This window comes from Parasphingorhabdus sp., from assembly GCF_039939955.1.
Lineage (GTDB): Bacteria > Pseudomonadota > Alphaproteobacteria > Sphingomonadales > Sphingomonadaceae > Parasphingorhabdus.
The window spans coordinates 899862-920213 of record NZ_JBDVHS010000005.1; the positions used below are offsets into that span (position 1 = coordinate 899862).

The 20352-nt window shown below is 54.3% G+C and carries 17 protein-coding genes; 4 read left to right on the plus strand and 13 right to left on the minus strand.

Translation table 11 applies throughout. The features are described 5' to 3' along the window. Position 1: 1 nt before the first annotated feature. The 4 genes from mrdA to ABJG22_RS09550 are packed head-to-tail and all read right to left on the minus strand — an operon-like array spanning position 2 to position 4449. Positions 2-1948 carry a penicillin-binding protein 2 gene (gene mrdA, locus ABJG22_RS09535; RefSeq protein WP_348019995.1) on the minus strand — a complete coding sequence of 649 codons (1947 nt, stop codon included), beginning with the start codon at positions 1946-1948 and terminating at the stop codon, positions 2-4. Continuing rightward, on the minus strand, positions 1945-2460 hold the full coding sequence (mreD, locus tag ABJG22_RS09540; RefSeq protein ID WP_348019996.1) for a rod shape-determining protein MreD: 516 nt from the start codon (positions 2458-2460) through the stop codon (positions 1945-1947). Before mreD ends, mrdA begins: the two co-directional genes overlap by 4 nt. Next, entirely contained in the window at positions 2460-3362 is a 903-nt protein-coding gene (gene mreC, locus ABJG22_RS09545) for a rod shape-determining protein MreC (RefSeq protein ID WP_348019997.1), read from the minus strand. The genes mreD and mreC overlap by 1 nt, the downstream gene beginning before the upstream one ends. 49 nt (positions 3363-3411) lie before the next feature. Next, the gene (locus ABJG22_RS09550; protein ID WP_348019998.1) at positions 3412-4449 is read right to left on the minus strand and encodes a rod shape-determining protein; all 1038 of its coding nucleotides are present in this window, start codon (positions 4447-4449) and stop codon (positions 3412-3414) included. Positions 4450-4600: 151 nt separating this feature from the next. Between ABJG22_RS09550 and mutL the strand changes: the two genes are divergently transcribed. Continuing rightward, positions 4601-6406, plus strand: coding sequence for a DNA mismatch repair endonuclease MutL (gene mutL, locus ABJG22_RS09555; protein ID WP_348019999.1), 1806 nt, complete (start codon positions 4601-4603; stop codon positions 6404-6406). Positions 6407-6422: 16 nt separating this feature from the next. Here mutL and ABJG22_RS09560 read toward each other — a convergent pair whose 3' ends face one another. From ABJG22_RS09560 to ABJG22_RS09595, 8 genes are all read right to left on the minus strand, one after another. Further along, positions 6423-6740, minus strand: coding sequence for a PilZ domain-containing protein (locus ABJG22_RS09560; protein ID WP_348020000.1), 318 nt, complete (start codon positions 6738-6740; stop codon positions 6423-6425). Positions 6741-6934: 194 nt separating this feature from the next. Beyond that, on the minus strand, positions 6935-8179 hold the full coding sequence (locus ABJG22_RS09565) for an ectonucleotide pyrophosphatase/phosphodiesterase (RefSeq protein WP_348020001.1): 1245 nt from the start codon (positions 8177-8179) through the stop codon (positions 6935-6937). A 47-nt stretch (positions 8180-8226) separates the two neighbouring features. Continuing rightward, positions 8227-9327: a redox-regulated ATPase YchF gene (gene ychF, locus ABJG22_RS09570; protein WP_348020002.1), complete on the minus strand. Its 1101-nt coding sequence runs from the start codon at positions 9325-9327 to the stop codon at positions 8227-8229. Between the two features lie 119 nt (positions 9328-9446). Beyond that, positions 9447-10016, minus strand: coding sequence for an aminoacyl-tRNA hydrolase (gene pth, locus ABJG22_RS09575; RefSeq protein WP_348020003.1), 570 nt, complete (start codon positions 10014-10016; stop codon positions 9447-9449). 111 nt (positions 10017-10127) lie between these two features. Beyond that, positions 10128-10805, minus strand: coding sequence for a 50S ribosomal protein L25/general stress protein Ctc (locus ABJG22_RS09580; RefSeq protein WP_348020004.1), 678 nt, complete (start codon positions 10803-10805; stop codon positions 10128-10130). Positions 10806-10929: 124 nt separating this feature from the next. Continuing rightward, a complete protein-coding gene (locus ABJG22_RS09585; RefSeq protein ID WP_348020005.1) occupies positions 10930-11727 on the minus strand; it encodes a thioesterase family protein in 798 nt (265 codons plus the stop codon). 12 nt (positions 11728-11739) lie between these two features. After that, the gene (locus ABJG22_RS09590; protein WP_348020006.1) at positions 11740-12654 is read right to left on the minus strand and encodes a TraB/GumN family protein; all 915 of its coding nucleotides are present in this window, start codon (positions 12652-12654) and stop codon (positions 11740-11742) included. Positions 12655-12706: 52 nt separating this feature from the next. After that, positions 12707-13678, minus strand: coding sequence for a TraB/GumN family protein (locus ABJG22_RS09595; RefSeq protein ID WP_348020007.1), 972 nt, complete (start codon positions 13676-13678; stop codon positions 12707-12709). Between the two features lie 143 nt (positions 13679-13821). Here ABJG22_RS09595 and ABJG22_RS09600 point away from each other — a divergent pair, with 143 nt between their 5' ends. Then, on the plus strand, positions 13822-15921 hold the full coding sequence (locus ABJG22_RS09600) for a molybdopterin oxidoreductase family protein (RefSeq protein WP_348020008.1): 2100 nt from the start codon (positions 13822-13824) through the stop codon (positions 15919-15921). A 79-nt stretch (positions 15922-16000) separates the two neighbouring features. On the opposite strand, the gene ABJG22_RS09605 is transcribed toward ABJG22_RS09600, so the two are convergent. Further along, the gene (locus ABJG22_RS09605) at positions 16001-16987 is read right to left on the minus strand and encodes a TraB/GumN family protein (protein ID WP_348020009.1); all 987 of its coding nucleotides are present in this window, start codon (positions 16985-16987) and stop codon (positions 16001-16003) included. Between the two features lie 249 nt (positions 16988-17236). Between ABJG22_RS09605 and ABJG22_RS09610 the strand changes: the two genes are divergently transcribed. Further along, complete coding sequence (locus ABJG22_RS09610) at positions 17237-18109, plus strand: glycine--tRNA ligase subunit alpha (protein ID WP_348020010.1); 873 nt, start codon at positions 17237-17239, stop codon at positions 18107-18109. Then, positions 18109-20280: a glycine--tRNA ligase subunit beta gene (gene glyS / locus ABJG22_RS09615; protein ID WP_348020343.1), complete on the plus strand. Its 2172-nt coding sequence runs from the start codon at positions 18109-18111 to the stop codon at positions 20278-20280. Before ABJG22_RS09610 ends, glyS begins: the two co-directional genes overlap by 1 nt. Positions 20281-20352: the final 72 nt, after the last annotated feature.

Here is a 20352-nt window from a genome sequence, read left to right on the forward strand (position 1 = left end):
CTTATTCACCCGCACCGGTTTCGCTATCGGCTTGCTCTTGAGTTTCGGCAGCCGCTTTCTCGAGATTTTTCTTGGCGCGATAGGCCGCCATCTTCTTATCCATGCGTTGCTGTATATTGCCGCCCCAAGAGCTTTCAAGGCGGGTGAGGGACTCCATCGCCTTCTGGCGATCATAAAGAAAGGTCAAGACGTCGCGGGCCACAGGATAGGCAGCACCGGACCCGCCGCCGTGCTGAATGACCACAGAGGCGGCGTAGCGCGGATTGTCAATGGGCGCGAAGCAGATGAACAAGCCATGGTCGCGATATTTCCAAGCAACATCATTGCCGCCGCGGCCAAAGTCTAAATTGACGACCTGTGCCGTACCGGTCTTGCCAGCGAGTTGCACATTCGGGATGGGCAAGCGCGCGCGCCCGGCGGTGCCGGGACCATTGACCACGTCGCTCATGGCATTGTGGACATAGGCGAGATGTTCCGGGTCGAGGTTTAACGTTTCCATGACCGGCTTTTTGTCGTTCATGACGATCCGCGGCATAATCTTGTTTCCGGTCGCAATCCGTGCTGTCATCACGGCCAATTGGGTTGGATTGGCCAGCACATATCCTTGTCCAATAGAGGCGTTGACCGTGTCGAAAGCTTGCCATTCCCGCTTATGCTTCCTGCGCAACCATTCTGGGTCGGGTACTGTGCCGTAAAATTGGCTAAGGACAGGCAATGGATATTTTTGTCCCATACCCAGGCGATTGGCCATTAACGCTATAGGATTGATACCGATTTTCTGGGCAAAATGATAAAAATAGACATCACAGCTTTGATAGATGCCTTTGGCCATGTCGACGCGTCCATGGCCGCCACGGTTCCAGCAGCGAAAGCGTCGGCTACCTACCCTGAGGCCGCCGTTGCAATTGACGGATTCATTGGGGTCGAGACCTGCTTCCAAAAAGGCCAGCGCCACCATGGGTTTGACCGTTGATCCGGGCGGGAAAAGGCTTTTGAGAGACTTGTCGAGCAGTGGAACATGGTCATCTTCGCGCAGCATCCCATATTCGCTAACGCCAATACCATCGGAAAAGCTGTTGGGATCAAAGGACGGCATTGAGGTCATCGTTAGAATATCGCCCGTGTGGCAATCTAGGACAACGACGGAACCGGATTCGGGCCCCAAACGGCGTGCGGCATATTCCTGCAAGTCGATATCCAGCGTCAACTGTAGTGGTTTGCCCGGAACATCGGGACGGGTGTTGAGCTCTCGGACGATCTTGCCGCGTGCGGTCACTTCGACCCGTTTTGCTCCGGCTTCACCCTGCAGACGGTCTTCGAAGACCTTTTCAAGCCCATCTTTGCCGATTTTATATCCCGGAGTGATCAATATGGGGTTGGGGTTTTCCTTATATTCTTCGGCCGACGCTATGCCGAGATAGCCGACGAGATGTCCGATTGCTGCGCCGCTGGGATATGTGCGCGAGAAGCCTTGGCGGGGAGATACGCCGGGAAGGTCGGGTAGGCGGACACTGACTGCGGCATAATCTTCCCAATCCAGTCCGGTAGCCACTTGAACGGGCTGGAAACTGGTGGCCTGATGCAGTTCCTTGTCTATCCGCTCCAACTCTTCCGGATCGAGCGACAGCAGCTCGGCGAGCGTTGCTATGGTTTTCTCTTTGTCCCGCAACCGGTCAGGGATGATGTCGACGCGAAAATCGGTCTTGTTGTTGGCAATGGGTTTCCCATTGCGATCAATCAGCCAGCCACGCCGGGGCGGAACGAGTGTGAGGTTTACCCGATTGCTCTCGGATAGCAGCTTATAGTGTTCGTTCTCGGCAACCGAGATATAGGCCATCCGGCCAGCGAGCAGCACCCCGACGCCAATCTGCAATCCCCCGATCACCGTAGCCCTGCGCGTGAAGGTAATCTCCTGCATGGCATTGCTGACGGTTTTTGACGGTTTCATGATGCGACCCGCCAATTGTCTATCGCGCCGACGATCCGGGTAACAAACGGATAGAGTAGAATTGAAAATAATATCTGCGGAACTAGCAAATCATAACGCAAGATATTGGATTGAAAATCGACGATCAGCATACCGGCTACTAACACAAATACCAGAGCGATCGAGGCAATAAGCCAATCCTGCCAATAGTCGCGGCGAACCGCCTTTCTATCGACCGCTTCGAGCGCGATGAAAACGACTGACCAAAGAAAGGCTGAACTGCCAAAGGGTTGGCCACTGAATATATCGTCGATCAGGCCCAAGGGAAAACCAGCCCAGACGGACCAGAAGCCGGGGCGTATCAGGCGCCACGCCAGCATCACCAGCAGCCCCATGGGCGGTAAAATCGGATAATCGGTTATGAAGGGAAGGGCAGTGATCATGCAGCCGATGATAACGGTCAGCGGCGGTATGACTTTGATCCGTAACTGGGACGGTTGTCGGCCAATTTGGGACTGATGGGATCTGGCCACTATTCTCCGATTTCCTCTTCCGCTGCCGCTGCAGAATTATCTTCGATCTGTCGTACGGTTTCCGCTTGAAATATGGGCTGGACTATCGCGTGGCTGACCTTTGCAGGGCTCGCCAAAACTCGTCCGATTGCACCGGTTTCCGTAATACGAACGACAACGGCTACGGGTGTGCCCGGACTATATAGGCCGCCGCTTCCCGACGTGATGACCAGATCACCTCCCTCAAAAGGATTGGTGCCGATATTGATCGGTTGAATATCTACGGTGCCATCGCCGCGTCCGGTAGCAAAGGCGGCAAGGCTGTCGCTTGCGCGCTGAACCGGCGTAACATTTTTCGTATCGGAAACGAGCAGCACACGCGCGGTTGTCGGCCCGGTTTCCAATATCCGGCCAACCAATCCTTGTGGAGAACGGACCGGTTGCCCAGTTTCCAGCCCGCTGGAGCTTCCAACGCCGATCGTCGCAATCCTCCGCGTACTGGACGCGGTTGAACTGATCAGCCGGGCCATCGCGATAGAATCGGGTATTTCCTCGGTCAGGTCCAATAGCCGCTTCAGGCGTTCATTTTCTTGCTTGAGGGCGCGGGCTTCCAGGATTTCGATGCGATTTTGTTCAAGCTCCCGTTGCATCGCGGCATTTTTGGAGCCTGCTTTGAAATAGGCTGAAATTTCATCTCCAGCGTTACCTGTCGCACCGCCGATTTCGGCAAGAGACTTGCTGACCGGCGCCATTGTTTCTGCGCCAATAGTACGAAGAGCAGCAAAACCCTGTGGATCTATGAAGGAGACGAGCAGCAGGAGCAGTCCCAGAACCGCTCCCAATATGCCCAGCAAAAAGCTAGCGAATATGCTGTATTGCGCCCGCTTGGAAAATCCTGGACGCCGATTAATTGGCGGCGCCATATCGATCTATCCTTTCGCTTCCAGTCGTTGTTCCATCATATACTCGCTACTAGGCCGTGGTTAAGACGCCTCTAAACATTGGATCTTCCATGGCACGACCGGTGCCGATCGCGACGCAGGCGAGGGGATCTTCTGCAACGGTGACAGGCAAGCCCGTTTCGTCGCTAAGAGCCGCATCAAGACCAGCGATCAGGGCTCCGCCTCCGGTTAGAACAATGCCTTGGTCGACAATATCGGCCGCTAGCTCAGGTGCGGTATTTTCCAGTGCGATACGAACACCTTCAATGATCGTTCCGATTGGTTCGTTCAGCGCTTCGGCAATTTGGCCCTGGTTGATCGAAATTTCTTTCGGGACACCGTTCACCAAGTCGCGGCCCTTGATATGGATCGTATGACCGACGCCATCAGCCGGAGCCTGAGCGACACCGAAGTCTTTCTTGATCCGTTCCGCTGTGGTCTCGCCAATCAGCAGATTGTGATGGCGGCGGACATATGAGACGATTGCCTCATCCATCTTGTCACCACCGGTGCGCACGGACGTTGTATAGGCTAATCCACGCAGTGACAGAACGGCCACCTCGGTGGTACCCCCGCCCACGTCGACGACCATGGAACCAATGGGTTCTGTAACCGGCATGTCGGCACCAATGGCGGCTGCCATCGGTTCTTCGATCAGAAACACCTGCCGGGCACCGGCATTTGATGCTGCGTCACGAATGGCCCGGCGTTCAACCGATGTCGAACCGCTCGGAACACAAATCACGATTTCCGGATAGCTGAATAGCTTGCTCTTGCCGTTCACTTTTTGGATGAAATGTTTGATCATCTGCTCGGCAACATCAATGTCGGCGATAACACCATCGCGCAATGGACGAATGGCTTCGATGCTGTCCGGCGTCTTGCCCATCATCATCTTCGCGTCATTGCCGACTGCTTTGACCTTTTTTACACCATTGTCCGTTTCGATCGCGACAACTGACGGTTCATTGAGCACAATGCCCTGACCGCGCAGATAAACCACCGTATTGGCCGTTCCGAGGTCGATCGCCAAATCTTGGGAGCGGAATTTGAACAGATTTTCAAACATAATTTTGTCCGTAATTTCTTATATTTGCAGATCTTTCTGCAATAGTTAAATAAAGCGATAGTTAAGCTGAACGAGGCATGAAATAAACCATGAAAGTCGCCCAGAAAATCAGGGGTCGCTTGGGAAGATCGCTTGGGCTAGGAACGGCAATATGTCAATAAGAAGACTTCCAAATAGCTTGATAAATCGGATCGCTGCCGGCGAGGTTGTCGAGCGTCCTGCCAGTGCTCTGAAGGAGTTGGTCGAGAATGCGATCGACGCCGGAGCAAGCCAGATTAACATCCGTTTGGAGCAGGGGGGCTTGGAGTTTATCCAGGTTTCCGACAATGGCTGCGGGATGGGGCGGGATGATATCGCCCTCGCGCTGGAGCGGCATGCGACCTCGAAACTGCCAAACGAAGCCATAGAGCTGGTGACGACCATGGGGTTTCGTGGTGAAGCGCTGCCGTCCATAGCCAGCGTGGCCCGCTTGACGATCGAAAGCCGAGAGGCAGGCGCGGATGGTTGGTCCCGTGTGGTTGACCATGGCGAATTGGCTGAGGAGGGTCCCGCAGCAATCCCTCCAGGGACCAAAGTGCGGGTTGAGCAGCTTTTTGGTAACGTACCGGCAAGACGTAAATTCTTGCGAACTGCACGCAGTGAATATGCTGCGTGCACCGATATTGTCCGGCGACTCGCAATGGCACGACCTGATATTGGGTTCACCCTTGAGCATCAGGGACGTAAGGCGATAGCTGTTCAAGGCGGCGAAACCGGCCCGGAGCGGGTTGCTGCGCTGACCAGTCGCGATTTGCACGCCAATAGCGTCGCCGTAGACCTGCAGCGGGAAGAAATTTGGCTGACGGGCGTCGCAGGCTTGCCGACTTACAATCGCGGCGTTGCCGATCACCAGTTTCTCTTTGTCAACGGCCGTCCGGTGAAGGATCGCTTATTGGTTGGTGCTGTCCGCGGCGCCTATGCCGAGATGCTTGCGCGGGACAGGCATCCGGTGGTCGCTTTGTTCATCGATATGCCGCCGGAGCTGGTTGACGTGAATGTGCATCCGGCGAAGACTGAGGTGCGGTTTCGCGAACCGGCAATGATCCGCGGTATGATTGTGAGCGGTCTTCGAAAAGCTTTGGATGAAGGCGGTTTTCGCGCGGTTCAACGGCCAGCAGAATCGGCGCTGTCGCGCTGGCAGAGTGAACCGGTAGCTCCTGACCCTCAGTCGAGTATTTTTACCGCACAGGGCCGGACGAATATCGCGCAACAACCCTATCCAGCCGCACAGGTGCACGATAGCAATAACGGCGTTGCAGCCTTTGATCATAGTGACGAAATTGCGCCATTGATGGGCAAGGCAGAGGAAGCTTCCGAGCCGGTGCCGGAAGCGGAGCGCCATCCCCTAGGCATAGCGCGGGGGCAGGTCGCGAAAACCTATATTGTCGCTGAAGCAGAAGATGGGCTCGTGATCGTAGATCAGCATGCTGCGCATGAACGCCTCGTTCTGGAACGAATGCGGAAAGCGGTTGAAGGCGGCACAGTGGCTTCCCAGGCGCTACTGATGGCAGAAGTGGTGGAGTTGGACGAAAATGCCTGTGATCGCTTGGAAGCACGCGTTGCGGAATTGTCTGAATTTGGGCTCGAGCTGGAACGGTTTGGTCCCACAGCGATGCTGGTTCGCGCGACCCCTGCGATGCTCGGATCAGGCGATGTGAAAGAACTGGTCACGGATCTGGCTGATGAACTCGGTGCCTATGATGAGGCCTTGAGCCTAAAAGAGCGCATCGAACATGTGGCTTCGACCATGGCCTGCCATGGCTCGGTGCGGGCAGGGCGGGTACTCAATGTCGCCGAAATGAACGCATTGTTGCGCGAGATGGAGGTGACGCCGCACAGTGGCCAGTGCAATCATGGCCGCCCGACATGGGTGAAATTGGCATTGGACGATGTCGAAAAGCTATTCGGCCGAAAATAGGCCGGCCGCTCGTCGATCAAGCGAGATCGTCGAGGAGGCCTAGGTTGACGGTATCAATCGTATGGATGCCAAAATGATTGTCTTGGCTCCAGCGGACAACGCCGTCAAAATCCCCCAATCCTTCGACCGACAGGCTGATGGCCTCGCCGATTTCGACCGTGATGTCACTTTCGACCTGAATGCCATAGCGCGACAGGTTTCCAACAAAAACCGGAACCCATTGGCCATCATGTTTGAGTAGCTTTGCAGCGATCCGTTTGGTCATACGATCGTCCCGTTCGCGATAAGCCTCGGGGGTGTCCCGGCTATTATCCGGATCATCGGTATCTGTCATGAAAGGACCCCTATTTATACAACAACTACAAATATGGGGGAGAGGAATTTTTAAGGTTTCAAATCAATGTTTGTCAAAATATTAATCCATAATTTACCAGAAAATACATAGCTTAACATCATGATAAAAAATGATAATATCAAGCAGGCGCTGCTTATGCAGAGCCTCAGTGATTTTGATTGCAGATCAAATGTTCAGGGACGCAGCGAGGCCTTGAAAGGGTTCAGATCACCGTCGCTGTCGTTCGGTGCGATCCCGGCTAGTTTTGCAACGAGCGAATAGATGTCGACATTGTCGAATATAGGCTGTTGGCCGCCCGCAAGAATGGCCGGGCCGGTGGCGAGAAAGAAGGCAGTCATGTCCGGGGCACGGTGATCATAGCCATGCCCGCCACCAATGCCGGTCATCCATTCCGGGACATCCTGATAGACCACCCAGCCTGTTTCAGGCAGGCAGAAGATCGAAGGCACGCGCGGGTTTTTCCCATAGGCAAAATGTGCGGGGATATTCTCGCGTTCCCAGCATTGCATATGATCATGTGGGCGCAGAAACGCGGCGCGTACAGCGTCTTCATTGCCTTCCAGCGGTTCCAGCCCCGCATAATTACCGTCCTCGACCAAGCGATATTGTTCGCGCGGCATGATTTTATCGAGATATATAATCCGTTCGGGCGATGTTTCGGTCATGCCATGATCCGATGTGATGACAAAATTCACAGGCTGTTCGAGCATATTGAGCTGTTGCTTCAACCGCCCGATTTCGGCGTCGACTGCCGTGATGGTAGCGTGCAATCGGTCGCTTGGTGCAGGACCAAAGAAATGACCGGCTGTATCGACGGTATCGAAATATAGAGTGATCAGCTGGGGGCGGATATCAGCAGGGCGCCGTACCCAATCGACGACCGCGTTGATGCGACGGTCGTTGGATAGTCTCTGGTTAAACGGCCACCAGTCTGTCGGGCGAACGCCATTAAATTCGACTTCGGAGCCCGGCCAGAACATCGTTGCTGTGCGAATGCCTTGCTTTTCAGCGGTAATCCAAATCGGTTCTGCCTGATCCCACCAAAAGGGATCCTGTGTAGACATTCTGAATATCTCGCCCGGCCGCGCGCGATCCTCCATCGTATTGCCGACAATGCCGTGATGATCCGGTGTTTTGCCGGTCACAAGCGTCCAGTGGTTGGGGAATGTCTTGCTGGGGAAAGATGGGCGCATCGGACCATATATGCCCTCGGCTGCAAGAGCCTTGAGGTGAGGGGTTATGCCGCGATCGAAGTAATCGGGATGGAAGCCATCGATAGAGATCAGCAATGTGACCGGTGTCCGTATCTCGGCTTTTTCGTTGTTCGAATTGGTCTGCTCAGGCGCGGTCGCAGAGCTCGCGGGAGTGCTTGCGAGCAGAAAACCAGCAAAAATCAGTGAGCATAGGGTCCGAATCATGTCATGTTCTCCCGGAAGATCACCTTATAATGGCTCTATATGACAGTTTAGACATTGAATTTGAAATTGAAGATATCCCCGTCTTTCGCAACATAGTCTTTGCCTTCCTGGCGCAACTTACCGGCTTCGCGGGCGGCGCTCTCGCCACCAAGATCGACAAAATCCTCAAAGGCGATGGTTTCGGCGCGAATGAAACCCCGTTCAAAGTCGCTGTGGATTTCTCCGGCCGCTTCGGGGGCTTTCGCGCCCTTGTGCACGGTCCATGCCCGCGCTTCTTTTGGGCCAGCGGTGAAGAAGGTCTGAAGATTGAGCAATTGATAGCCCGCGCGAATGACCCGCGCGAGGCCGGATTCATCCAGTCCGAGTTCCGCGAGAAACTCAGCGCGATCTTCCGGCTCCATTTCTACCAGTTCGGATTCGATCGCTGCAGAGACGATCACGGCTTCTGCGCCTTCGGCCTTGGCTTTTTCAAATACGGCCGCGCTCAGATGGTTCCCGTTTGCTGCATCGCTTTCGTCGACATTGCAGACATAAAGCACGGGCTTGGCGGTTAGCAGCTGTGACTGGTCGAATATTCTTTGTTCTTCCTCACCCCCCGGTTGGGTCAAACGCGCTGGTTTGCCTTCGCGTAGCAATTCCAGAGCTTGGCCAAGGACATTGGCGGCAATCTTGGCTTCCTTATCACCGCTGGTGGCTTTCTTCTGGAAAGCGGGAACGCGCTTCTCGAGGCTTTCGAGATCGGAAAGCAGTAACTCGGTTTCAACAACTTCTGCATCGGATAGCGGATCAATATTGTTGGCGACATGCTGGATATCGTCATCTTCGAAACAGCGCAGGACATGGACAACCGCATCAACTTCGCGAATGTTGCCGAGGAACTGGTTGCCCAGACCTTCGCCCTGCGAGGCGCCTTTGACCAGGCCCGCAATGTCGACAAAGGCGAGCTGCGTTTCAATGATCTTGGCGCTGCCAGCAATTTTGGCGATCTGGTCGAGCCGTGGATCGGGCACTGCGACCTGACCGACATTCGGTTCGATCGTGCAAAAGGGATAATTGGCCGCTTGCGCTGCCTGTGTCTCGGTCAGTGCATTGAAAAGCGTTGATTTTCCGACGTTGGGAAGGCCAACGATACCGCATTTGAAACCCATTTATTCACTCCGTCATGCTGAAGCTGATTCCGCACTCTGTGCCAAACCGCTTGAAAGTTGCGCATATACGCTCTGAACCCTGAATCAAGTTCGGGGTGACTATTTTGTAAGAAACTGCCTCAATTCTGCATCCGCATTGCATATTCACTCAGGAAGCGGGGATCATCGCCTTTCGCCAGCCAATCGGCCTCGTTGGCGATTGCGCCCAGCATATGGGCCAGATCGTCAATCTCTGCCTTAGCAAAATTGCCGAGTACATGGCCGGTGACCCGTGATTTTGTGCCAGGGTGGCCGATGCCAATGCGTACGCGACGGAATTCGGGGCCAATATGAGCGATCATCGACCGGATACCATTGTGGCCGGCCGCGCCGCCGCCGTGTTTCACTTTGATCTTGCACGGTTCTAGATCGAGTTCGTCATAGAAAACTGTGACATCTTCCGGCTGTAATTTGTAAAAATCCATCGCGGCACGCACGCTGTTGCCGCTTTCATTCATGAAGGTCGCCGGTTTGAGCAGGATAAGCTTTTCGTCGCCCAGCCGCGCTTCCATGGTCCAGCCCTTGAACTTCTGCTTGGGCGGTGGAAATCCGTGTATTTCCTCAAGCGCGTCAATCACCATGAAGCCGACATTGTGCCGGTGCATCGCATATTGCGCGCCCGGATTGCCTAGGCCAACCCATAGTTGCATTTTCTAACGGCTCCTCGCTCGCTTTGCGCTTCTCGAAAGACAAAAAAACCGTCCATGCCCTGATTGAATGGCATGAACGGTTTTTCGTTACATTGTTTTGTAAGGGAAGGTCTAGTCTTCGGAACCGCCTTCTTCGCCTTCGGCTGCTTCGCCTTCGGCACCTTCTTCACCTTCGCCTTCTTCACCTTCGCCTTCTTCCGCTTCGTCATCGGAAGATTTGAGTGCAGATGGTGCGGCCACGCCGGCAATGGTAAAGTCACGATCGGTGATCGCGCTTTCTGCGCCTTCGGGCAGGGTGACGCTGGAAATATGGATCGAATCACCAATTTCCAGTCCGGTTACGTCGATCTCGATCTGGTCAGGGATCATGTCCGCATCGCACATCAGGTCAAGTTCATGACGCACAACGTTCATAACGCCGCCACGTTTCAGACCTGGAGATTCTTCTTCGTTGATGAAGATGACAGGAATGTTGACCTGTACTTTCGCGCCTTTTGCCAGACGGAAGAAGTCAACATGGAGTGGACGGTCGGTGACCGGATCAAAAGCAACATCTTTTGGCAGGGTCCGTGTTTTTTTGCCGTCAAGCTCGACCTGAACCAAAGAGTTCATGAAATGGCCGGTGCCGAGGAGTTTGTTCAATTCACGCGCTTCGACGTGGATCGTTACGGCTTCTTTCTTATCGCCGTAGATTACGGCAGGGACACGGCCTTCGCGACGCAGTGCACGGGAGGCTCCCTTGCCAGCCCGTTCGCGTGGCTCGGCTGAAATAGTCAGCTGATCACTCATAATGTTGCTCCAAAATTAGTTTTTGTTAGATTTCCGCCACGCCTCCAGGGTGCTCATGGTCGGAAAGAGGGCGCTATAAGGTCGGGTCGTTGCAAAAGCAAGGTTTTTGCGCAGCGATTGGGCGCTATCGGAAAAATCCGATTTGCGAGCTGGTTGCAAGCAATATCCCGCCTTGCGACCAGATTTCGACCCGTCCGTCGGTGGCGCTGTTCCGCACGGTAGCACCGGTCACCCGCAGGAGCATGAATTCATTGCCGGCTGCGGCCAGATCTTCATCGCTGGCGTAAATATAGCTGGCCATCGTCACGGTCGAGCCGGGGCGGAACTGTTCAGTGACGAAAAAGGTCCGGGGCATCGGCGTGTCGAGAATCGAAAGAAGGCTGATCCGGTCCACCGGACGGCCATCTGCTTCCTTGATCCAGACGATCGCTTCGGGCGAATCGTTTATGGCAAACGGCATGCCCTTGGCGATGCGCTGGTCATAATGGGTGACCCATTCCGGGGCCATGGGATTGACTGAGGGCAGGGAGATGGATTCGTCCGGTGACTTGGTTGTCGGCATTTCCACTTGATAGTCGATGTCGGTGGGCCTGCGGGTGCTGGTGACGATATCGGCGGCGTTGGTCAGCGATCCGTTTTGCGACAGTTCCACGCGCCAGAATTGCGTCGAGGACCCGGCGCGGAGCAGTTTGACCGATAGTTTGACCTCTCCGGGACCGACGCCGGTCATGTAGACGATCTGCTGCGACATCAACACGCCGCGGCATTCCGGATGCATCTGCACGGCGCGTCCCGCTACGGCGGCAACCCAGCCACCAAAGGCCATGCCGGTTGGATTGCGATAGACGTCGCTAGCTTGAATCGTGAACTGCCCGTCTTCCAGCGCGACCAGCGCCGTTTCTTGGTCAAATATATATGTCATGCAATGGCCTGATTATTGAATTTTTTCGATTTTATACCCGCGTTTCACGAGCATTGCTTGTACCGCATCTGGACCAGCAAGATGGGCTGCGCCAACTGCCACTAATGATGTGTCGGGACGTTGTAGGCGTTTGTCCAGCTGTTCTGTCCAGTCCAAATTGCGTGCAACCAAAAGGTTGTGGCGAATTTCCGGGTTGGTCAATATTCCGGTATCGGAAAGAGTGATGATTTGCTCGATATTGCCGGTCACCCAAGCGTTGAACAGATGTTCAAAGGCCTGTTGCGCATCATCTGATTCTTCGATCACGCTGGTCAGCATCTGACGCTGCTGTGCTTCGGGGAGCTTGTCGAAATATCCGAGTTGCAGCTCGATGGTCTCGAGCGCCTCGATCGGTTTTCCAAGCTTTTCATATTGTGCGGTCAGTCTTTTTTCCACGCTGTCACTCGAATCGAGGCCCAGGCTTTTGGTCCGTGCAGAGGCAAGCGATAGCGCCGCAGCCCAGGTTTCCATCCGGTTGAGCGCGCGTTCGGAAATATCCGAAGCATCGATGATACGATCAAGCTCATCTTGCAGGGATGGTTGGATGCGCGCGTCGAGCTTTTCCTGTCCGGGTGAAATGGCCAAGCGAGAGAAAATTTCTGCGGCATTGCGCGTGTCATCCAGTCCGAGCACCTCGATGATCAATTGATCCGACTCTACAATCGCCGCCTCCAGCGCGGGTGTGCGCCATTGTACATTTTTGGGCAGGACATGGATTGTGCCGAACATATAGGCCACGCCCTTCTGCTCGGGCTGGGTGCCGCTGACTTTCCACAACGCCGGCGTACCGGCGTCGACCGTGTTCAGGGTCACTGAATCTGCCGGGCTATTGCATGCCGCGAGCAGCAACGAGGCGAAAAAGGAAAATATGGTGATGATGATACGCATAATGTCTATTTGGTGAGGCCTAAGGGAAAAGAAAGCCCACGAGAGAGAATATTCAATATTCAATCCGTTCTACCGCCACTCCTTTTTGTGCGAGCAGCGCCTGTAAACTGCTTTCTCCGGCGAGATGGCCAGCACCAACGGCGAGGAACACCGTACCCGGCTGTTCCATCCGCTGCTCTACCCATTTTGCCCAGGTGATGTTGCGATTGACGAGCAGCGTATCGTAGATGATTTTATCTTCTAGCCCCGCATTCATCAATTCGCCCAGTGCATCGACATTGGCGTTGGCCCATTCAGCAACCATCTGCTCCATTCCAGTGGTGACGTCATCAATCGTGTCGACCGTGAAATTGAGAAAACGAATTTGCACATCTTCCGCCAAATTATCGAAAAAGCCCAGTTGCTGTTCCGGCGTTTCGAGTCCGCTAACTTTAATCGCCCGTGCTTTGGCATGAGATAGCAATTCATCTTCAACCCCTTGATCAGCGTCATATCCATTGCGCATCAGCGGTATCAGCGAAAGACTGACGCTGGCAAACCATGGGTCGAGCGGATCAAAGGCCGCCACAGGTACGCTCAAACGGGTCATGGCCGCTTCAAAATCCGTCCGGTCTTCGGCGCTCAATTTGTCGCGCAGCGATATGCCGGTCTTGTCGATTGCGAGTTCACCGACGAGCTTTGCCATCACCGACGGATCGGGTTTGACCATTTCGATGACCAATTCGTCGGACGCATAGAAACTATCTTTTACCGCCTCATCGAACCAGCTCATCCCGGGTTTCAGGATATGAATGGTACCGAACAGATAGATGGTCGTGTCTTCGTCTTTGATTACCCACAGCGCGGGGTCGGCATCATCCGGCATGGCTGATGGTAGGCTGGCTGATGAGCTTGCCGGAGCGCTAACGCTGTCGGATACGGCTTCGTCCCCAGTGCTGGCGACGACGTCCTGAGGCGCAGAGCAGGCGGCTAGGGACAGATAAAGAGGAAGCAATACGCTTTTTGAAAGCCAATGATGCGCCATGAAGAAGTTACTCCGACTGAATATAGTCGGACGTCATTCAACAATTGACGGCAAATGCCCAGCAAAATTTGCACCATGGTTACGCGGCTATAGCCCCCATCATATAATTCTGTTAATCGAGTGATTAAATCAAGGAGTCACGAATGAGCACGATTCACGCCCGCACCTGTCATATATGTGAAGCCAATTGCGGCCTATTGATTGAGGTTGAAGGGCGCGAAATACTCTCGATCAAAGGCAATCCTGATCATGTGCTGAGCCGGGGGCATATCTGTCCCAAGGCCACTGCGATTGCCGATTTGCAGGATGACCCCGACCGTCTGCGCAAGCCCGTTAAAAAGGTTGATGGCGAGTGGCAGGAAATTGGCTGGGACCAAGCTTTTGCTGAAATTGGTGGCAAGTTGACAGCGCTCAAAAGAGAAGGCGCCAAGCCAGCTATGTATATGGGCAACCCTAGCGCCCATGATTATGGGATATCCACGCAGATCAGTAGCTTGCGTCGTGCAATCGGGCTGAAAAATATCTACTCCGCCTCGACGCTGGATCAAATTCCGCACCATGTCGTGCAATATCATATGTACGGTCATGTCAGTCTAGCGGCTGTGCCCGATATTGACCGCAGCCAGTATCTTGTGATCATCGGTGGCAATCCGGCCGCGTCCAATGGCAGTATCTGGACGGTGCCGGACTTCAAGAAACGGGTGAAGGAAATGCAGGCGCGCGATGGCAAGCTGATTGTCGTCGATCCCCGGCGGACCGAGACAGCGAAGCTGGCGGATGCCCATCATTTTGTGAAACCAGGCACCGATAGCGCCCTTTTGATCGCGATATTGAAGAGTCTGTTTGATGCCGGGCTGGTGGATACCTCCCGGCTTGATGCCATTCTCGACGATAGCTGGGATTCTATCGCGCCAGCAATCACTGGCTTTGATATGGATCAACTCTCGGCGCATTGCGGAATTCCGGTCGAAACCATGCGGGATATCGCATCTGAGTTGGCCGCTGATCAACCGGCGGCTATCTATGGCCGTATGGGCGTTTCGGTCTGCGAATTTGGGACGCTGAACCAATGGCTGATCCAGATAATCAACATCGCCACGGGCAATCTTGACCGGGAAGGGGGTACGATGGTGCCCGAACCGGCGCTGGATACGGTTGATTTGGTCAGCAGAGGCTCTGTGCGGACGAAAGATACGGTGCGCGGTGAAATGCCTTCGGTGATGAGCGAATTGCCCATGGTCACCTTCGCTGATGAAATGCTGCGGGACGATGAAGAGCGTATCCGCTCTTTGTTCGTGGTCACCGGCAATCCGGTATTGTCTGCGCCAGATGGTGCGAAGCTCGATCGTGCGTTGGAAAAACTGGATTTGATGGTGTCTTTCGACATGTATGTCACCGCGACCAGCCGCCATGCCGACTATATCCTGCCGCCATGCGGGCCGCTCGAGAAGGATCACTATCCGTTTTTCTTCGGACCGCTGGCGATCCGCAACTATGCCAGCTATTCGCCCGCGATCTTCGATCTTCAGGACGGAGAAAAAACCGACTGGGAGATTATCGCGGAACTCGCGCGTGAGATATTGGCGCAAGACGGGCAGGATATCCCGAATATCCGGGAGCCGCGAGATGCGCTCAACGACATGCTTTTGGGGTCTCCCGCGGGTTTGAGTCTTGCCGAGGTGGAAGCAGCACCCAATGGCATTGATCTCGGACCGCTCCGTCCGTGCATGGCCGAACGGCTGCGCACCGAGGATAAGAAAATTCAATGCGCTCATCCTGATTTTCTGGCGGAGCTGGAACGATTTGCTGCGTCGCTAGGCGATGAGCAGCCGGATAGCCTGCGCCTTATTGGTCGCCGCCACGTGCGTCAGAACAACAGCTGGCTGCACAATACCAAGCGGCTGTTGAAAGGTGCGGATCGGTGCACCTTGATGATCCATCCCGATGACGCCGAAGCGCGCGGCCTGTCCGATGGCGCCATGGCATCGGTGCAAAGCCGTGTGAACAGCGTCGATATCCTTGTCGAAGTCACCGATGACGTCATGCCCGGTGTGGTGTCTATCCCGCATGGCTTCGGTCATGGCCGTAAAGGCGTTGGTCTATCGGTTGCGCGGGAGAAACCCGGTGTTTCCCTGAACGATTTGACCGATACAGATCGCTATGACCCGCTGTCTGGCAATGCGGTGCTGAACGCCGTTTCGGTGACCGTTGAGAAGGTCGAAACGCTAGAGGCGGCGGAATGATCTGAAACAATTCGCGATGTATATGCGCATGGCCTAAAATGGAGCGTGCACGCGATACTGGCTTTGAATTAGGCAATGGCTATTCTAGCAGGTCCAGCTTGTATCCCTTCGCCTGCAGCGCCGTTCGCAGATTGTTTTCACCGTATAGATATTCCTGATTTACGATCACTAGACTAGTCCCGGGCTTGTCGAGCATCGCGTCAATCTTGATCGGCCAGTTTTTCATCCGGTCCAAATGGATTTTTTGGAATAGGTTGCTTAGGCCAGCTGGTTTGACGGGCGTGGCTTCTGGAGGCAGTCCTTTTGCCCAGAGGATTCCTTGGGTTTCTTTTGCCGATAGCCCGTCTATTTTGTCTCGGGGGAGACGTTTTAGGACTTTATACCGCTGAGTTTTGTCGACTGCCAATTCGGCCTTGATAAAGGCATTAAGCCATTGTCGTTGTTCTTTTTCACTGACCTTGTTGAGAATATCGATCAAATGAAAAGGGTCTTCCAGACCGTCTATCGTCAAATCGTGATCGATGACCGTTTTGGCGATCCTAAAATCGAGATACCGATTGCTCTGTCTTGGTTGCAATATCCGGTCGCTGCCAGAAACCTCTGCCAATATAAGCCATGTGGGCATGAAATCGCCGATCGTTATAGCGCCCATTAGGTCGCCCTTGATCTGATGGTATAAGTTGGAATCAAACCGTTCTTCAACTCGATCACGATCATGTCGTATGAGTTTATGAAGTATTTCTCGTTCATATTGCCGACGCAGAATCCGTTGTGATCGGTCGATATGTGGCGTTTCAAAATAGACCTTATCGGCGCTTTGCAATGCATTGTTAAAGGCTTCGCTTTGCCATTCTAGCGGTTGCGGAATTCCACGAATAGCGCCGAAGATGTAGACGGTAGAATTGGAATCACTGATTTTCCACAGCGCTGGACTGGGGGTGAAGGTAAAGGCTTCTTTGCGATCCTTGCGCCGTTCTTCAGACCGTTCTGCTGATGTGCCTGCAGAAGCATCGGTATCCTTGGCCGCCTCCACTGTGGCTTCTTCAGCCGGGATCGGTTTCGCCAAAACGGGGTTAGCAATCTGCGCAAGAGCAGTCAGGGCCAGGAGGGTGACGAACCGAGGTGATAGAAGTCTTGGTTTAATCATTTGAAATCTTTCGGGTATATTCAGCGAGCCTATGATTAACACCGCTGTTGGGGAAAGGATATATTGATTGTGTGAATGGATATAGTTTCTTGACCCGTGCAGCCCCATCCGCCAAAGCGTTGCCGAATTCAATCGACATCGAATTTACCGGCCAAGAAAGCTATCACATTGACTGACCAGAAGCCGCTTAGCTTCCAGCAGATTATCCTGAAGCTCCATGAATATTGGGGCGATCGGGGTTGCGCGATTCTGCAGCCTTATGACATGGAAATGGGCGCCGGCACCTTTCACTCGGCGACGACCTTGCGGGCGCTTGGGCCTGATCCTTGGAATGCCGCTTTTGCGCAGCCTTGCCGTCGTCCGACCGATGGCCGCTATGGTGAAAATCCCAACCGGCTCCAGCATTATTACCAATATCAGGTGATCCTGAAACCGTCGCCGCCGGATATTCAGCAGCTCTATCTCGATAGCCTTGTCGCCATTGGCATTGATCCCATGTTGCATGATATCCGCTTCGTCGAAGATGACTGGGAAAGCCCGACATTGGGGGCCTGGGGTCTCGGCTGGGAAGTCTGGTGTGATGGCATGGAAGTCACGCAATTTACCTATTTCCAGCAAATGGGCGGCTTTGACTGCAAGCCGGTCGCCGGTGAGCTAACCTATGGGTTGGAACGGCTGGCCATGTATATTCAGGGCGTCGATAGCATCTATGACCTAGATTATAACGGTGCTGGAATGACTTATGGCGATGTCTTCTTAGAGAATGAGAAGCAGATGTCGGAATGGAATTTCGAAGTCGCCAATACCGATAGTTTGTTTGATCTATTCAACAAGGCTGCGGCTGAATGCGAAAATTGCCTCGATAAGAAGCTCCCGATTCCTGCTTATGAGCAAGCGATTAAGGCGAGCCATGTGTTCAACCTGTTGCAGGCACGCGGCGTGATCAGCGTGCAGGAACGGGCTAGCTATATGGGCCGTGTCCGGGACCTCGCCAAGGGTAGCTGTGAAGCCTATATGGCGAAAAACGGATGGGAAGCATGATGGCGGACTTCCTCCTCGAATTGCTCTCCGAAGAAATTCCTGCGCGGATGCAGGCCAAGGCGCGGGCTAATCTGGAGCGGCTGTTTGTCGCGCAAATGGCGGAAGCCGGCCTGAAAGCCAGCGCGATTACCATCTATTCGACGCCCAGACGATTGGCGCTTATCGCAAAAGATCTGCCGGCGCAGACCGAAGCGGTTAGCGAAGAAGCCAAAGGGCCACCCGAAGCGGCTCCCGATCAGGCGGTAGACGGTTTTTGCCGCAAAAATGGCGTGACCCGCGAACAGTTGGAAGTGCGCGATGTCAAAGGGCGCCCGACCTTCTTCGCCGTGATCAACAAGCCGGGTCGCGATACAAAGGACGTTCTGGCGGAATCCATTCCCGCGATCATCAAAGCCTTTCCATGGCCGAAATCCATGCGTTGGGGCGATGCCAGCCAAAGCACCGAGAGCCTGCGCTGGGTCAGGCCTTTGAGCGGCATCATCGCGATATTGGGTGATGATCTGGTGTCATGCGAGATTGACGGCGTGACGTCGGGCTTTGAGACGGTCGGACATCGGTTCCACCATCAGGGCGCGGTAACGGTCGCCAATGCGTCTGACTATGCGGGCGCGCTGAAAGCGGCGCATGTTCTCGTCGACCATGAAGAGCGTCAGAATATCGTCCGCGACGGTGCCGCCAAGGCCGCATCGGATGCGGGCCTGGATCTGGTCGAAGACGAAGGGTTGGTGATTGAGAATGCCGGCCTGACCGAATGGCCTGTACCTTTGCTCGGCGGCTTTGACCCGGCGTTTCTGGATGTACCCGAAGAGGTGATCCAGCTGACCGCCCGGGTGAACCAGAAATATTTCATCTGCCGCGACAAAAAAGGGGCTCTGGCTCCGAATTTTGTCTGCACGGCGAATATCGACGCCAGCGATGGCGGTAAAGCAATTGTCGCGGGGAATGAAAAAGTCCTCGCCGCGCGGCTCTCCGACGCGAAATTCTTCTGGGAACTGGACCAGAAGACCAAGTTGGAAGAGCATGCGAAGAAATTGAGCAACATTGTGTTCCACGAGAAATTGGGAACGGTTGCCAACAAGGTAGAGCGTGTGGCCAAGCTGGCTGAGTGGTTGGCGTCTTTAGAAGGGACTGGGTTACTCCGTGCCAACCCGGAACAGACCAAGCAGGCCGCACGTCTCTGCAAAGCTGATCTCGTCACCGAAATGGTCGGCGAGTTCCCCGAGCTGCAAGGCTTGATGGGCGGCTATTATGCAGAGAAAGAAGGGCTTCCCGTGGAAGTCTCAAACGCAATCCGCGATCATTATAAGCCGGTCGGGCAGGGCGATGATGTACCTACCGATCCGGTGACGGTTTGGGTGAGTTTGGCGGACAAGCTGGATACTATTGCCTCATTTTTTGCGATTGATGAAAAGCCCACAGGCTCCAAGGATCCTTTTGCTTTGCGGCGAGCGGCGCTCGGCGTCATTCAACTAATAACTTCCAATGAACTTCGTGTTGGCTTGGAGGGCGCTGTTGCTTTTGCCTACATCAAACTGCTCGAAGCTCATGTCGAGCGCGTAGAGGGTTACCAAGAGGCAGGAGTTGCGAGGCATCCAGAATGGAAGTCACCATTCAACTGGGACGAAGGAGCAGAGGATGAGTTTGTGCGATCCGTCTTGGGATTCTTCGGAGATCGTCTCAAAGTCCAGCAACGCGAAGCGGGCGTCCGCCACGATCTCATCGACGCGGTGTTCGCACTCGGTGGCGAAGATGATCTGGTGCGCTTGCTGGCCCGGGTAAAAGCGTTGCAGGCCTTTGTCGAAACCACGGACGGTGGAAATTTACTCGCAGGCTACAAACGGGCTTCGAATATTTTGAAGAAAGAAGCCGGAGATCGCTCGTCTGACGATCAAAAGGCGCAACCGCTATCCTACACGCCCGAAAAAGCGGAAAAGGCTCTCATAGACGCTCTGGACGCAGCACGACCGAAAGTGACCACGGCGATCGAGGCAGAGCAATTTGAAACCGCGATGACCGCGCTGGCGGTCTTGCGCGCGCCGATTGACCAGTTTTTTGAGGATGTGACCGTGAACGACGATGACAACGATAAGCGTGAAGCCCGGCTAGCCTTGCTGGCGCGCTTCCGTGATGCGGTGCATCAAGTCGCCGATTTCTCGCAGATTGAGGGCTAGAGGATATTTTATTCTTAACAGTGTAAAGTTTGTAAAGTTTAGCTGAGGGCTTTTTTATGACATTGACGGAGC

Bases quoted from the DNA above. Each gene is read 5' to 3' on its own strand.
- mreC (WP_348019997.1), bottom strand. From the start codon at position 3,362: ATGGCGCCGCCAATTAATCGGCGTCCAGGATTTTCCAAGCGGGCGCAA.
- glyS (WP_348020343.1), top strand. From the start codon at position 18,109: ATGGCGGACTTCCTCCTCGAATTGCTCTCCGAAGAAATTCCTGCGCGG.
- ABJG22_RS09590 (WP_348020006.1), bottom strand. From the start codon at position 12,654: ATGCGTATCATCATCACCATATTTTCCTTTTTCGCCTCGTTGCTGCTC.
- mrdA (WP_348019995.1), bottom strand. From the start codon at position 1,948: ATGAAACCGTCAAAAACCGTCAGCAATGCCATGCAGGAGATTACCTTC.
- ABJG22_RS09560 (WP_348020000.1), bottom strand. From the start codon at position 6,740: ATGACAGATACCGATGATCCGGATAATAGCCGGGACACCCCCGAGGCT.
- mutL (WP_348019999.1), top strand. From the start codon at position 4,601: ATGTCAATAAGAAGACTTCCAAATAGCTTGATAAATCGGATCGCTGCC.
- ABJG22_RS09550 (WP_348019998.1), bottom strand. From the start codon at position 4,449: ATGTTTGAAAATCTGTTCAAATTCCGCTCCCAAGATTTGGCGATCGAC.
- ychF (WP_348020002.1), bottom strand. From the start codon at position 9,327: ATGGGTTTCAAATGCGGTATCGTTGGCCTTCCCAACGTCGGAAAATCA.
- ABJG22_RS09565 (WP_348020001.1), bottom strand. From the start codon at position 8,179: ATGATTCGGACCCTATGCTCACTGATTTTTGCTGGTTTTCTGCTCGCA.
- ABJG22_RS09600 (WP_348020008.1), top strand. From the start codon at position 13,822: ATGAGCACGATTCACGCCCGCACCTGTCATATATGTGAAGCCAATTGC.
- ABJG22_RS09595 (WP_348020007.1), bottom strand. From the start codon at position 13,678: ATGGCGCATCATTGGCTTTCAAAAAGCGTATTGCTTCCTCTTTATCTG.
- ABJG22_RS09580 (WP_348020004.1), bottom strand. From the start codon at position 10,805: ATGAGTGATCAGCTGACTATTTCAGCCGAGCCACGCGAACGGGCTGGC.
- pth (WP_348020003.1), bottom strand. From the start codon at position 10,016: ATGCAACTATGGGTTGGCCTAGGCAATCCGGGCGCGCAATATGCGATG.
- ABJG22_RS09585 (WP_348020005.1), bottom strand. From the start codon at position 11,727: ATGACATATATATTTGACCAAGAAACGGCGCTGGTCGCGCTGGAAGAC.